This window comes from Sulfuricella sp. T08 (genome assembly GCF_000971475.1).
Lineage (GTDB): Bacteria > Pseudomonadota > Gammaproteobacteria > Burkholderiales > Sulfuricellaceae > Sulfuricella.
Map to the genome: position 1 here is coordinate 42,705 of NZ_DF967557.1, position 14,549 is coordinate 57,253.

A 14,549-nucleotide genomic window follows, 5' to 3' on the forward strand; every position below is an offset into this window, starting at 1 on the left:
TGAATAACAAGGGGGAACCGGCATGAACATGGATGATGCCCTGCAGACGTTCTTGATCGAGTGCCGTGAACTGTTGCAGGCGATGGAAGAGGCGCTGCTCAACCTGGAGTCCGAACCGGACGACAAGGAAGCGATCGGTGCGGTGTTTCGCGCTGCGCACACCATAAAGGGATCGGCAGGATTGTTCGGTCTGGACACGATCGTTGCCTTCACTCATGTTGCTGAGAACGTGCTCGACAAGGTGCGCAATGGAGAGGTGCCGGTCGACAGTAATCTGATCGCTCTTCTGCTTTCTTCGGGCGACCATATCGCCATCCTGGTGGAGCAGATCGCAGGGCAGGGTGTAGAGCCGGATGAGGCTACCTGCGCCGCTGGGGAGGCCTTGCTGCAACAGTTGAAAACTTACCTTGCGGGGGAGGGTCAGGGTGTCCAGATCACCCAGTCCAGCGTGACGCAGCCGCATGATGCCCCGCTGCAGTCCAGCGGCGGCGGCCTGGTGGGTAGCGATACCTGGCACATCTCGCTGCGCTTCGGCCATGACGTGCTGAAGAACGGCATGGACCCGCTCTCGTTCCTTCGTTACCTTGCCACCCTGGGCGAGATCGTCAGCGTCACTACCCTGCCCGACGCCATGCCCCTCGCCGAACAGATGGACCCCGAATGCTGCTATCTTGGTTTCGAGATCGATTTTCGCAGCACTGCCGACAAGACGATGATCGAAGGGGTGTTCGAGTTCGTGCGCGACGACTGCAATCTGCGCATCCTGCCGCCACACAGCCGGGTGACGGAATATATTCAGTTGATCAATGATCTGCCCGAGGACAAGGTGCGCTTGGGCGATATCCTGATCAACAGCGGCGTTGTGACGCAGAAGGAACTGGACGAGATGCTGATATGTCAGGCCATGCGTTCCTGCATAGCGGAAGATGCACAGTCTGGCGAGCATGTTCCACCGGTGCCGCCGCTCGGCGAAATCCTGGTGCAGGAAGGGATGGTGCAGAAGGAACTGGTGGACGCGGCGCTGGGGAAACAGAAGCAGGCGCGGGATAACAAGGCGCAGGAAAGCCGCTACATCCGTGTCCACGCCGACAAGCTCGACGACCTCATCAATCTGGTCGGGGAACTGGTCATCGCCAGCGCTTCGGCTGCTCTGCTGTCACAGCGTTCGCGCGACACGATGCTGCACGAGGCAACCTCGACCATGTCACGGCTGGTGGAAGAAATCCGCGATGGCGCATTACAGCTGCGGATGGTGCCGATCGGCGAAACCTTCAATCGCTTCCACCGCGTGGTGCGCGATGTCAGCAATGATCTGGGCAAGGAAATCGGGCTGGAGATCGGTGGCGCCGAAACCGAGCTGGATAAATCGGTGGTGGAGAAAATCGGCGACCCGCTGATGCACTTGGTACGCAACTCCATGGACCATGGCATTGAATCCGCAGAATTACGCCAGCAGCGCGGCAAATCGGCAAAGGGAACAGTCCGGCTTAACGCCTTCCACGAGTCGGGCAGCATCGTGATCGAAGTTGGCGACGATGGCGGCGGGTTGAACCGCGACAAGCTCCTCGCCAAGGCTATCGAGCGCGGCCTGGTTGGCCCCAATCAGAGCCTCACCGATCAGGAAGTGTATGCGCTGATATTTGAAGCCGGCTTTTCTACCGCCGATGCCGTCACCAGCATTTCAGGGCGCGGCGTCGGCATGGACGTGGTGCGGCGCAACATCGAGGCGCTGCGCGGCATGATCGAGATCGATAGCGTGCAGGGCGTCGGCACCACTATCCGTATCCGCCTGCCGCTGACCCTGGCGATTATCGACGGCTTCCTTCTGGGAGTGGGCAGCGCTTCCTACGTCGTGCCGCTCGACATGGTGATGGAATGCATCGAGCTCAGCGAAGCGGAGCGCCAGGAAACCCGCGAGCGCAACTACATCAACCTGCGCGGCACGGTGCTGCCGTTCATTCGTCTGCGCGATCACTTCCGCGAGCAGGGCAAGGCCGGGCGGCGCGAGAACATCGTGGTGGTGCAATACGCCGGGCAGAAGGCAGGTCTGGTGGTGGACGAACTGATGGGCGAATTCCAGACCGTGATCAAGCCGCTGGGAAAGATATTCGGCAACCTCAGGGGAGTCAGCGGCTCGACCATCCTCGGCAGCGGCGAAGTGGCGCTGATCCTGGACGTGCCGGCGCTGATCCAGCGCTCGGTGAACCAGGAAGCAAAATCGGCGGGACAGGAAAAATTGGTAGCATTGCTTAAGTAGTTCAATCGTGTGAGAGGGGTAACACCATGTTCAAAAACATGAAAATCGGGATGCGTTTAGGATTGGGATTCGGAGTGCTGTTGCTGATAATGGTGGGCATCATCCTGATCGCCCTCAGCCGCATGTCCGTTATGTATGACGGGGTGAACAATATAACCAAGGTAAACAACGTCGAGCTCAAGCATGTCGTTGAGATGCGTGGTGCAGTGCGCAACATTTCCGTGGCGGTGCGCAACATTGCCTTGTTGACCGAAATGTCGGAGATGCAGAAGGAAAAAGACCGCATCGATGCGCAACGAACGAAGTATTCCGAGGCACGGGACAAGCTGGAAAAAATGTTCAACGAACTGCCCGGCACCTCGGCGGAAGAAAAGCAGCTCCTGGCCAAGATCGGTGAAGACTTGAAGGCCGCCAAACCCCTGGTGGACAAGGCAATTCAGCTGGGGATGGAGAACAAGGCGGCGGAAGCCACGGCTACTCTGCTCAAGGAAGTGCGGCCTGCCCAGCGCAAGCAACTGGATGACCTGGATGCCTTGGCGGAATTGGAAACGAAGCTGAATGACGAGGCTGCCGATGCGGCGGAAAAAGCCTACATTTCGGCCCGTAACCTGATTATTTCCCTGGGGGTGGCCGCCTTGATTCTGGGTGCTTTGGCCGCCTTCATCGTCAGCCGTGCCATCACCCTGCCCATCGGCAAGGCGCTGGGGGTGGCCAACCAATTGGCCGAGGGTGATCTGGCGGTGAAGATCGAGGTCACATCGAGGGACGAAACCGGCCAGTTGCTGGAGGCGATGCGGAACATGGTGGCCAAGCTGACAGAGATCATTACCGAGGTGAGGGGGTCGGCAGACAGCCTTTCCAGCGCATCGGAAGAAGTCAGTGCCACGGCACAGTCGCTGTCCCAGGGCTCCTCAGAGCAGGCGGCGAGCGTGGAAGAAACCAGTGCCTCGATCGAACAGATGAGTGCCTCGATCAGCCAGAATACCGAAAACGCCAAAGTGACTGACGGCATGGCCTCGAAGGCGGCGAAGGAAGCTACCGAGGGCGGTGAGGCGGTGAGGTCCACGGTCGCTGCCATGAAGCAGATCGCCGCCAAGATAGGCATCATCGACGACATCGCCTACCAGACCAACCTGCTCGCGCTCAACGCCGCAATCGAAGCGGCGCGCGCCGGCGAGCACGGCAAGGGCTTCGCGGTGGTGGCGGCGGAAGTGCGCAAGCTGGCCGAGCGCAGCCAGGTAGCGGCGCAGGAAATTGGCGAAGTGGCTTCCAGCAGCGTGCAGCTGGCAGAGAAGGCGGGCAAGCTGCTGGACGAGATCGTGCCCTCGATCAACAAGACTTCCGACCTGGTGCAGGAAATCACCGCCGCTTCGGAAGAGCAGTCATCCGGCGTCGGCCAGATCAACACCGCCATGAACCAGCTCAACCAGACTACGCAGCAGAACGCCTCCGCTTCGGAAGAGCTGGCGGCCACCGCCGAGGAAATGAGCGGCCAGGCCGAGCAGCTGCAGCAACTGATGGCCTTCTTCAAGCTCGAGGGGGGCGCCGGTTCCGCATCGAGGCAGCCGGTGAAAAAGGCTGCCGGCAAGAGCAGGCAGTCGGTCGCGCACATGACCGACAAGCTGTCGCAAAAGGTGCACGGTGCCGCACCGAGCGAGCTTGAATTCGTTAAGTTCTAGGAGGTGGCCATGGGTGCAATCATACAGGCGGAGCAGCATCAGCTTGATGCCGGCGAGGAAGGGCATAACCAGTACCTGACTTTCCTGCTGGGCGGGGAAATGTTCGCCATTCCCATCCTCAACATCAAGGAAATCATCGAATACGGCAGCCTGACCACGGTGCCGATGATGCCGGAGTTTATCCGCGGCGTGATCAACCTGCGCGGCAGCGTGGTGCCGGTGGTGGATCTGACCGTGCGCTTCGGCAGGCAAACCACCCCGGTCACCAAGCGTACCTGTATCGTGATCATCGAGATCGAGTCCGATGGAGATAAGCAGGATGTCGGCGTGGTGGTGGATACCGTTAACGAGGTGCTGGAGATTCCGCGTGCCGAGATCGAGCGGGCTCCCTCATTCGGCGCCAAGATCCGCGCTGATTTCATCAGCGGCATGGGCAAGATCGCCGGCAAATTCGTGGTTATCCTCAACGTCAACCATGTGCTTTCAATTGATGAAATGGCGATGCTCGGGCAGGTGGGCGGCACCGAACCGGAAATGATGGCATTGCCGGCATAAAATCAGTAGCCCGGATGAAGCGCAGCGAAATCCGGGAGTTCCTCGATTCCGCTGCGCTGCATCGAGGCTACATTGCCGTGGGCTTGATGAGAAGAAAGAGGTTGTCATGGGAGAGATCAAGGACGATACCGCCGACCAGGCAGCCGACCTGCGCCGTGTGGTGATGGTCAACGAGGATATCAAGAAAGTGATCCGGATTTCATCCGAGGTGAATCTGGTTGCCCTCAATGCGATGCTGGTCGCCAAACGTTCAGGCGAGAAGTCGCGCGGCTTCGCGGTGGTTTCCTCGGAGCTAAGGGTGTTCAGTCGCAAGCTGGAAGTCGCGATGACCGGTCTGGGCGCCTTGATTTTCGGGCTGGTACGCGATGCAGCCGCAATGCAGAAGCAGAGCCGCGAGCGGCGTCATTGGCTGAATACCGTGGCGCATGGCGGACCTGGTGCCGACCTGGTGGCGCCGATGCTGGCGCGCAAGGAAGAGACAATGGGATCGACCGGGCAGGAAATCAGAAGCGATTGGCACAAGCTGCAAATCCAGCTTGGCCGCGTCTTGCAGATGTGCGAAACCGGCGGCGCACTATCGCGTAGCGCCAAGATCGAGGCGGTGTACGGTGGCGACATGAGCGCCACCCTGAAGCAGGTGGCAAACCAGATCGAGGAAACGGTAAACGAGATTTTCTCCACTCTGAAATTGCTGCGCACGCAACTGGCGGAATAATGAAAAAACTTGAATTCATCTACGAAAATGGCCCCCACAAATGGGCTGCGATTTCACGTGACCCAGAAAAGCCCAACTATTTGATCGATACCAACGAATACCTGGTGATCAATGGTAACGAAGCGATCCTGACCGATCCGGGCGGGATGGAAATCTTTTCTGCGGTGTTTTCCGCGATCAGCGCGGAATTCGATCCTTACCGCATCAGCCGGTTATTTGCCTCGCACCAGGACCCGGACATCATTTCCGCACTGGCGCTGTGGCTGGATTTCAATCCCGACCTGAAGTGCTACCTGAGCTGGCTGTGGGCGACATTTGTTCCCCATTTCGGTGGCAAGGAGGATACCTTCATTCCCATTCCCGATGAAGGCATGAGTATTCCACTCGGCAATCTCACTCTGGAGGCGGTGCCGGCACATTATCTGCACTCTTCCGGCAATTTCAATCTTTATGACGCCAAGGCAAAAATCCTGTTTTCTGGCGACGTTGGCGCGGCTATGCTGCCGCCGGGCGAAGATAGCCTGTTCGTTGAGAATTTCGATCGTCACATCCGACATGCCCAGGGTTTCCACCGCCGCTGGATGGGGTCGAATTCGGCCAAGCTGAACTGGTGCGAGCGTGTCAGTCGTCTCGACATCGACATGCTATGTCCACAGCACGGTGCGATTTACCGTGGCGAGGACGTGAAGAGATTTATCGATTGGTTCTCCGAGCTGGAAGTCGGCTCCGGCATCAAGGATTAGAAGAGTCGCGATGGCTACGATCAATATCAGCGATCAGGAGTTCAGCCAGTTCCAGGGCTTGATCCACAAACTGGCCGGCATCTACCTGTCGCCGGCGAAAAAGGCGCTGGTGTGCGGGCGGCTGGCAAAGCGCCTGAACCAGCATCAACTTGGCAGCTATGCGGAGTACTTCAAGTTGCTCACCGGTCAGCACAATACGGCTGAACTGCAGGTAGCGGTGGACCTGCTCACCACCAACGAGACCTATTTTTTCCGCGAGCCCAAGCATTTCGATTTTCTGAGCACCAAGATTCTGTCCAGCCACAAGCCGGGTCGCAGTTTCAGGGTGTGGAGCGCAGCCTGTTCCAGCGGCGAGGAGCCCTACAGTATCGCCATGGTGCTTGCGGACCATCTGGGCGAAGGGCCGTGGGAGGTGGTAGCCACGGATCTCAGCACGCGGGTGCTGGACAAGGCTCGTGCCGGGCATTACCCCATGGAGCGGGCCAGCGGCATTTCCCGTGAGCATCTGTCCAGCTATTGCCTGAAAGGGGTGGGCTCGCAGGAAAATACCCTGCTGGTGGATAAGAAACTGCGCAGCCGGGTGAATTTCATGCAGGTCAACCTGAATCAGTCATTGCCGGCACTGGGCGAGTTCGACCTCATTTTTCTGCGCAATGTGATGATCTATTTCGATATGGAAACCAAGCGCCAGGTGATGCAACGGCTCCTGCCCCTGCTCAGGCCGGGTGGACATTTTCTGATCAGCCATTCGGAAAGCCTGAACGGTGTCGTGGATACGTTGCAAGTGCTGTCGCCGTCCATTTATCGCAAGCCATGAGTCAGGCCACGTTGCAGACGGTTGCTCCAGTTGAAATCTACCTGAAGCCGGGAGAGTTCCAGTTTGGTGGCGGCAGCACTCGCATGCACACCCTGCTGGGATCCTGCGTGGCGATTACGCTATGGCACCCGGTTTTGCATATCGGTGGCATGTGTCATTTCATGTTGCCCAGCCGGGGTGGACAGCAATCATCCGGGTTAGACGGTCGTTATGCCGACGAGGCGATGCAACTGTTCATGCAGGAAATCAGGCAGCGCAATACCCGCCCGGATGAATACCAGACCAAGCTGTTCGGCGGCTGCCGCATGTTTCCTCAAATAACCGGCAAGAAGGCTTCCGAGGTGGGCATACGGAATATTGAGGCAGCCAGAAGTCTGCTGTCGGCTAACGCTTTTCGCATCCAGAGCGAAGACGCTGGCGGCAGCGGACATCGCCGCGTTATCCTGGATTTGCGCGATGGTAACGTCTGGGTAAAGCATGAAAAAATTTAAGTATTCAGTGCTCCTGCAACCTGTTTATCAGGCACCTGGAATATTTTCATGAAAAAAATCAAGGTAATGGTGGTGGATGATTCGGCCGTGGTGCGCCAAGTGGTACAGGCCATCCTCGATCAGGAGCCAGACATCGAGGTGATCGGCGCGGCCTCCGACCCGATCTTCGCGATCGATCGGATGAACAAGCAATGGCCGGATGTGATCGTGCTCGACATCGAGATGCCGCGCATGGACGGCATCACCTTCCTGAAGAAAATCATGGCTGAACACCCCACCCCGGTGGTGATCTGTTCCTCGCTGGCTGAAAAGGGGGCTGCGACGACGATGCAGGCGCTCGAGGCGGGTGCCGTGGAGATTATCACCAAGCCGCAAGTTGGTCTCAAGCGCTTCCTCGAAGAATCCTCTCATGAGTTGGTGACGGCAGTGCGCGCTGCGGCTATGGCCAACGTCAAGCGGCTGAAAGCCGCGCCGATCGCTGCGGTGAAGATGGCGCCCGCACCAAAACTCAATGCCGATGCCATTTTGGCCGCTCCCGGTAGCCATGCCATGGCGCAGACTACCGAGCGTATCGTCGCCATCGGCACCTCCACCGGCGGCACCCAGGCGCTGGAAGCGGTGCTCACTGCGCTGCCGAGGGTTTGCCCCGGCATTGTCATCGTCCAGCACATGCCGGAGAAATTCACGGCTTCATTTGCCGCGCGCCTCAACGAACTGTGCCAGATTGAGGTGCGCGAGGCACGGCACAATGACCGGGTCATTCCGGGACTCGCGCTGATCGCACCGGGCGGCAAGCACATGCTGTTGAAGCGTAGCGGTGCCTACTACCATGTCGAAGTGGTAGACGGCCCACTGGTCAACCGCCATCGTCCCTCGGTGGATGTGCTGTTCCGCTCGGTGGCGAAATTCGCCGGCAAGAACGCTACCGGCTTCATCATGACCGGCATGGGTGACGATGGCGCCAGGGGGATGAAAGAGATGCACGAGGCCGGTGCGCCCACTATCGCTCAGGATGAGGCAACCTGCGTGGTGTTCGGGATGCCGAAGGAAGCGATCAAGCTGGGAGGTGTTGACCGGGTGATGGGGTTGCAGGACATTCCACGGGCGATTTTGTCGGGTTAACGCGGGCATGGAAATCTATGAAAATAGAACAACGTTACTGGACGGAAAGCGATGGCTGGCAGACTGAAGGGGTAAGTACCCTGAATGGCGGCGATGCACAATGGGTGCTGGTTTTTGGCGGTGTGGAGAAATTGCGCGAGGCGGCGTGGCTGCAGGATACGAAACAGCGCTACCCCAAGGCGCTGATCATGGGCTGCTCCACTGCGGGCGAGATTTGCGCCACGCGGGTGCGCGACGAATCGCTCGTCACCACTGCCGTACAGTTCGAGCACACCCGGATTGAAATGGCGCAGGCTGATATCGGGCAGATGCAGGACAGTTACGATGTCGGCGTGCGTCTTGCGCAGTCACTTGATCAGGAGGGGCTGACGCATGTGCTGGTACTGTCGGACGGCCTCAGGGTGAACGGTAGCGAACTGGCGAAAGGATTGCGTGAGAATCTGCCCCTAAGGGTAGCGGTCACGGGCGGGCTGGCTGGCGATGGTGGCCGTTTCCAGCATACCCTGGTGTGTGCCGATGGCCATGTGGCGGAAGGAAAAATCGTGGCGCTGGGTTTCTATGGCGAGCGTCTCAAGGTGGGTTATGGCTCCCTCGGGGGCTGGGACGTTTTCGGCCCGGAGCGCCTGGTCACGAAATCCAGCGGCAATGTCCTGTACGAGCTGGACGGCCAGTCGGCGCTGGGGCTGTACAAGAACTACCTGGGCGATCATGCGGCGGGCCTGCCTGCCACAGCTTTGCTGTTTCCTCTGGAGTTGCGCAACGCAGAAGGAGGCCACAGCCTGGTGCGCACCGTGCTTGGAATCGACGAGGCAGCACAAAGCATGACCTTCGCCGGGGATATGCCGGAAGGCGCTCACGCCCGTCTGATGAAGGCTAATTTCGATCGACTGGTGGACGGTGCGAGCGGTGCGGCCAAGGCGAGCCATGAAGCGCTGGGGAGTACGCCCCCTGATCTGGCGATCCTGATCAGTTGCGTGGGGCGCAAACTGGTGCTCAAACAGCGCATCGAAGAAGAGGTTGAAGGCGTGCGCGAGGTATTGGGATCGCACGCCGTGCTGACCGGTTTCTATTCCTACGGCGAGATTTGCCCCCACGATGCGATCACCGGCTGCGAGCTGCATAATCAGACCATGACCATCACCACTTTTTCGGAGAATTAGACCGTGCATCGTTTGCTACAGAGGCAGATCAGCCGCTTTCTCGATGGCCAGGCCGCCATGCCGGAGGGGTTGTCGCTGTTCCTCGCTGCGGTGAACGAAGCCTATGAAAGTGCCGATGCCGATCGTTTGCTGATCGAGCATTCGCTGGAGCTGATGTCGCAGGAACTCACCGAGCGCAACACCGACCTGCGTACTCAGCTCGTCGAGCGGCAGCATGCCGAGGAGCAACTGGAAAATCTTCTGTCGTTGCTGGGCACCACTCTGGAATCTACCGCCGATGGCATTCTGGCGCTGGACAAAGAGACCAGGGCCGTGCGCTTCAATCAGCGTTTTGTCGAGATGTGGGGCGTGCCGGATGAAGTCCTCTCTTTCTGGAGCCATGATTCCTTGATGCAGCATCTGTTGGGGCAGGTTACGGATCCCGATGCATTTATGGAAAAACTAAGTTATCTGTGCCAGCACCCTGAAGCGGAATGCTATGACACCTTCAACTGCATCGATGGCAGGGTGATCGAGCGCTATTCCCTGCCTCAGCCGCTGGGCGTGGATAACGTGGGCAGGGTGATGAGCTTCCGCGATATCACCGCGCGCAAGCAGGCCGAAGAAGCGCTGCGGCTGGAAAAGGAAGAGCAGAAAGCCCTGATCAAGAAGCTCGAAGAAGCGCATAACCAGTTGCTGCAATCGGAAAAAATGGCATCCATTGGCCAGCTGGCGGCGGGGGTGGCGCACGAGATTAATAATCCCATCGGTTACATCAATTCCAACTTCCGTACCCTCGGGGAATATGTGGAAAAACTGTTCCGGGTAACAGATGCCTACGAGCGCACCGAGTCGGCGCTGGCTGGGCAGGCTCTGCTGGACGAAATCCGAATGCTGAAGCAGGAGGCGGATTGGGAATATCTGAAACAGGATGTTCGCGACCTGCTCAGGGAGTCCGGCGAGGGAATCGGACGGGTGAAGCAGATTGTGCAGGACCTCAAGGATTTCTCACACGTCGATCAGGCGGAGTGGCAATGGATGGACTTGCATAAGGGCATCGACAGCACGCTCAACATCGTTCACAGCGAAATCAAGTACAACGCCGAAGTGATCAAGGAATTTGGCGTTATTCCACAGGTAGAGTGTCTGGTTTCCCAGCTCAATCAGGTGTTCATGAACATGCTGGTGAACGCCTCCCATGCCATTGGCGATAGTGGCCGTGGCAGCATCACAATCCGCACTGGCGCGGAGGATGAAATGGTCTGGGTCGAATTCACGGATACCGGTAAAGGTATTCCGCCAGAAAATTTAAAGCGGATTTTTGACCCCTTCTTTACCACCAAGCCGGTGGGCAAGGGAACCGGGCTGGGTTTGTCCCTTTCCTACGGCATCATCGAGAAACACCAGGGCAGAATCGAGGTGGAAAGCGAAGTCGGCAAGGGTACGACTTTTCGCTTGAGATTGCCTGTCAGCCAAGGGTTGCCCAACACTTTGTAAAGAGTCATTGTTTACTTCGAATGTCTGACCTCAACGGAATGGTAAGCCAGTGCTCTGACTTGCAAGCTGCCGTTGGCCGCAAGTAATATCGCCGAGGAAGCCTACCAGCGGTGCACAATTTCCTTAGGGCGGTGTCGTCCTGGGGATTTCATGCGACTTCAGTCAGGGTTTTCCCTGAAAAGAGTCGGATTTGTGTGTGTTTAAGTAATTATGAATTAAGATGGAATCATACTTGCAGCTGAACCAATAATAATGGGAGAGGTATGTTTCGGCTGATTCTTGGTCTGCGCTGGCGGTTGATGTTGCTGATCCTGGTGGCCGTATTGCCGGCCTTTCTGCTGGTGCTCTATTCTACCTTTGAGCAGCGGCGGGAAGTGGCGGAATCTGCGCAGAAAGAGGCGTTGAAGATGGCCCAGACCGTTGCCGAGGGACACCGGGCCACATCCTCCTCCGTGCGCCAGTTGCTGAAGGGTCTTTCGACCCTGGCGGAAATTCCGGATGCCCAATCGGCGGGTCCCTGCAACAAGGTGATGGCGAATATCCTGCGTTACAGCTCGGATTATGCCAATGTCGGTGTCGCGCTCAGCAACGGCGAAGTGGTGTGCAGCGCGCTGCCGTTGCCCGGGCCGGTAAACGTGGCGGATCGTGTCTTTTTTCAGCGAGCTGTATCGACTAGAGAATTTTCCATTGGTGACTTTCAGATTGGCCGTATCGCTGCCAAACGCGGCATTCATTTTGGCTATCCGCTCCTCAATGCCGACAAACAGGTTTGGGGGGTGATATTCGTTCTTCTCGACCTTGACCCCTTGAATGAGAGCCTGGCTGGAACCCCGCACCTGGAAACAGGGGATGTTGCCATCTTGCTCGATGGCGGCGGGAAGATTCTGGCCCACCATCCCGATCCTGCAAATTACGTCGGCAAGTCGATGGCCACCCTGCCGCTGTACAAGCAAATTCAGCAGTTGCAGGGTGAGGGAACTTATGACGGTGTCGGTCTTGATGGCGTCCGGCGGATATTTGCGTTTGCTCCCTTGTTCAGTCGGCCCAGCTGTTGTGCCTATGCGGTGGTGGGCATTCCCGCCGAGAGGGTGTATGCGAAAGCCAATCATGCATTTGTCCGCAATGTCTTGCTGATGCTGGGGATGGGCCTGCTGGTGCTTACGCTGGCATGGGTGGGCGGTGACATGCTGGTGCTGAAGCGTGTTCGGGCTCTGTCCAGTGCGGCCAGGAGAATGGGCCAGCGCGATCTTACTGTCCGCTCCGGGCTGCCTCATGACGAAGAGGAACTGGGCCAGCTGGCGCGCTCGTTCGACGCGATGGCGGATAACCTGGAGGAATGGCAAAAGCAGGTAATGCAGTCCAGCCATGAACTCGAGAAGCTCGGCTACCGCAATCAGCTGATTCTGGATTCCGCCGGAGAAGGAATTTGCGGGGTGGACAGGGAAGGCATGATTACCTTCGTCAATCCTGTGGCTGCATCCATGCTGGGTTATCAGGTGGACGAGTTGCTTGGTTTGTCCCTTCATCACACCGTGCATTGCAGGAAGGCTGACGGCACACTGTTTCCGCATGAAGAATGCCCGATGCATGCGGCGATTGAGGACGGCATTAGCCATCAAGGCAGCGATGAGATGCTCTGGCGCAAGGATGGCAGCGGTTTTTATACGGATTATGCGGTCATTCCCATGCTTGAAGGCGAGAAGGTTACCGGTGCCGTAGTGACCTTCAAGGACATCACCGAGCGCAAACGCCACGAGGAGCAACTGGCGCATCAGGCCACGCACGATACTCTGACCGGTCTGGCCAATCGTACCATTCTCAACGACCGCATCGGTCTGCTGATCGAACGGGCGGCCCGGGAAAAATCTGTGGTGGCTCTGTTGCTGCTCGATCTTGACCGCTTCAAGGAAATCAATGACAGCCTGGGTCATGGTGCAGGCGATGAACTGTTGCGTGGCATGGCGGTGCGCCTGACCGATCTGATGCGCGACAGCGATACGGTGGCTCGCCTGGGGGGCGACGAGTTTGTCATTCTGGTGGAAATGGATATAGCCGATAGCGCGATTCCGGTTGCCCAGAAGATTCTCGATGCCCTGACCAGACCCTTCAGTATTTCCGGTCGAGAGGTATTCATTGGCGCCAGTATCGGCATCAGCTTGTACCCCAAGGACGGTGATAGTGGTGAAGAATTGCTGAAGAATGCCGACGTGGCGATGTACCGCGCCAAAAAGCGCGGCCGCAACACTTTCCGTTTCTATAACGAGGGTATGAACACCAATTCTGTCGAGAGGCTGAGTCTGGAAACCAGTCTGCGCCATGCGGTGGATAACGGTGAACTGCTGCTGTATTACCAGCCGCAGGTTAATCTGCATAGTGGCGAGATCATCGGTGCCGAGGCATTGATCCGCTGGCAGCATCCGGAAATGGGGCTGGTTTCTCCGGCGAAATTCATCCCGCTGGCGGAGGAAACCGGTCTGATATTTCCGATCGGTGAATGGGTGATGCGGACGGCCTGCGCTCAAATCAAGGCCTGGCAGGGTGCCGGGGTGATGACGCCGCCCGTGGCAGTGAACCTGTCAGCGCATCAGTTCAGGCAGCGTCATCTGGTCAAGATGACGACCGGAGTGTTGCTGGACTCGGGTATCGACGGGCGCTATCTGGAACTGGAGATGACTGAAAGCGCGATGATGGAGGATGCGGACCGGGTAATCAAGGTGCTGCGGGAACTGAAAGATGCAGGGACTTCAATTTCGATTGACGATTTCGGCACCGGCTATTCTTCGCTCAGCTACCTGAAGCAATTCGCCATCGACAAGCTGAAAGTGGATCAGTCTTTCGTCCGGGAGATTACACGAGACTCCAAGGATGCCGCCATCGTCGTCGCCATTATCACTATGGCGCACAGCCTGGGGTTGAATGTCATTGCCGAAGGGGTGGAAACGGAAGGGCAGCTGGAGCACCTGCGCAGCCATGGCTGCGACGAAATGCAGGGTTATTTTTTCAGTCGCCCGGTTCCAGTCGGTGATTTCGAGCAGATGCTGCGGAGTGGGCGAAAGCTGACGCTGAGTGGCCAAGCTGACGAGAGCTGGCAACGTACGCTGTTGCTGGTGGACGATGAGTCGAATGTTACGGCTGCCTTGACCCGTCAGTTCCGCCACGAGGGTTATCGTATTCTGGTTGCTCATAGTCCGACCGAGGCGTTTGAGCAGCTAGCCAGCCATCGGGTCGGCGTGATCCTGTCAGATCAAGGAATGTCGGAAATGAGTGGCATCGAATTCTTGAGCAGGGTCAAGCGGCTTTACCCCGAGGTGATGCGTATTGTTCTTTCCGGCTACACCGACCTGAAACTGATCGCTGAGGCCTTCAATCAAGGCGCAATTTACAAATACATCACCAAGCCCTGGGATGACAGGGAAATGCTCAACTCAGTCAAAGAGGCATTTCTGGAGCACGAAGGCCTTTGTTCCAGGAAGTTGCGTACCTAGGAGCCTGTCGGGAGCGATGGATTGAAAGGTTATCTTTTTTCCCAAGATA

Annotated in this window: 11 protein-coding genes; all 11 read left to right on the forward strand. The window is 57.7% G+C overall.

The genetic code is table 11. The annotated features are described in order from the left end of the window. Positions 1-22 precede the first annotated feature (22 nt). The 11 genes from SCT_RS14125 to SCT_RS14175 all read left to right on the forward strand — a co-directional run bounded on the left by SCT_RS14125 (position 23) and on the right by SCT_RS14175 (position 14,500). Positions 23-2,257, forward strand: a complete 2,235-nt coding sequence (locus SCT_RS14125) for a chemotaxis protein CheA (RefSeq protein ID WP_202812165.1) — start codon at positions 23-25, stop codon at positions 2,255-2,257. Positions 2,258-2,283: 26 nt separating this feature from the next. Beyond that, entirely contained in the window at positions 2,284-3,936 is a 1,653-nt protein-coding gene (locus tag SCT_RS14130) for a methyl-accepting chemotaxis protein (RefSeq protein ID WP_059424218.1), read from the forward strand. A 9-nt stretch (positions 3,937-3,945) separates the two neighbouring features. Then, on the forward strand, positions 3,946-4,491 hold the full coding sequence (locus SCT_RS14135) for a chemotaxis protein CheW (RefSeq protein WP_059424220.1): 546 nt from the start codon (positions 3,946-3,948) through the stop codon (positions 4,489-4,491). Positions 4,492-4,597: 106 nt separating this feature from the next. After that, positions 4,598-5,206 (forward strand): methyl-accepting chemotaxis protein, encoded by a 609-nt coding sequence (locus SCT_RS14140; protein ID WP_059424222.1) that lies wholly within the window; start codon positions 4,598-4,600, stop codon positions 5,204-5,206. Continuing rightward, positions 5,206-5,949: an MBL fold metallo-hydrolase gene (locus tag SCT_RS14145; protein ID WP_059424224.1), complete on the forward strand. Its 744-nt coding sequence runs from the start codon at positions 5,206-5,208 to the stop codon at positions 5,947-5,949. Before SCT_RS14140 ends, SCT_RS14145 begins: the two co-directional genes overlap by 1 nt. A gap of 10 nt (positions 5,950-5,959) precedes the next feature. Next, on the forward strand, positions 5,960-6,766 hold the full coding sequence (locus tag SCT_RS14150; RefSeq protein WP_059424226.1) for a protein-glutamate O-methyltransferase CheR: 807 nt from the start codon (positions 5,960-5,962) through the stop codon (positions 6,764-6,766). Next, a complete protein-coding gene (locus SCT_RS14155; protein ID WP_059424228.1) occupies positions 6,763-7,257 on the forward strand; it encodes a hypothetical protein in 495 nt (164 codons plus the stop codon). The genes SCT_RS14150 and SCT_RS14155 overlap by 4 nt, the downstream gene beginning before the upstream one ends. Positions 7,258-7,305: 48 nt before the next feature. After that, positions 7,306-8,379 carry a chemotaxis response regulator protein-glutamate methylesterase gene (locus SCT_RS14160; protein WP_059424230.1) on the forward strand — a complete coding sequence of 358 codons (1,074 nt, stop codon included), beginning with the start codon at positions 7,306-7,308 and terminating at the stop codon, positions 8,377-8,379. Positions 8,380-8,396: 17 nt separating this feature from the next. Continuing rightward, a complete protein-coding gene (locus tag SCT_RS14165) occupies positions 8,397-9,539 on the forward strand; it encodes an FIST signal transduction protein (RefSeq protein ID WP_059424233.1) in 1,143 nt (380 codons plus the stop codon). A 3-nt stretch (positions 9,540-9,542) separates the two neighbouring features. After that, a complete protein-coding gene (locus SCT_RS14170; RefSeq protein ID WP_059424239.1) occupies positions 9,543-11,015 on the forward strand; it encodes an ATP-binding protein in 1,473 nt (490 codons plus the stop codon). Between the two features lie 263 nt (positions 11,016-11,278). Beyond that, a complete protein-coding gene (locus SCT_RS14175) occupies positions 11,279-14,500 on the forward strand; it encodes an EAL domain-containing protein (protein ID WP_059424244.1) in 3,222 nt (1,073 codons plus the stop codon). The last annotated feature ends 49 nt before the right edge of the window (positions 14,501-14,549 follow it).